The sequence below is a fragment of the Streptomyces sp. XY431 genome (assembly GCF_001279805.1).
GTDB classification, from domain to species: Bacteria; Actinomycetota; Actinomycetes; order Streptomycetales; family Streptomycetaceae; genus Kitasatospora; species Kitasatospora purpeofusca.
Window position 1 is genome coordinate 1 of the sequence record NZ_LGDO01000454.1, and the last position, 215, is coordinate 215.

Genomic DNA, 215 nt, shown 5'->3' on the forward strand with positions numbered 1-215 from the left:
ATCGGCGCTGTGAGGCTTAGCTTCCGGGTTCGGAATGTAACCGGGCGTTTCCCTCACGCTATGACCACCGAAACACTATGAAACTGTCAACCGCACCCAAATCCCGGCCAAGGGGAATGGGGGTCGTTGTTTCAGAACAACACAGTGGACGCGAGCAACTGAGGACAAGCCCTCGGCCTATTAGTACCGGTCAACTCCACCCCTCACAGGGCTTC

At 56.7% G+C, this 215-nt stretch carries 1 rRNA gene; it reads right to left on the minus strand.

The features are described from left to right. Window positions 1–72, minus strand: a 5S ribosomal RNA gene (gene rrf, locus ADK60_RS28530); the annotation flags it as partial. Window positions 73–215: the final 143 nt, after the last annotated feature.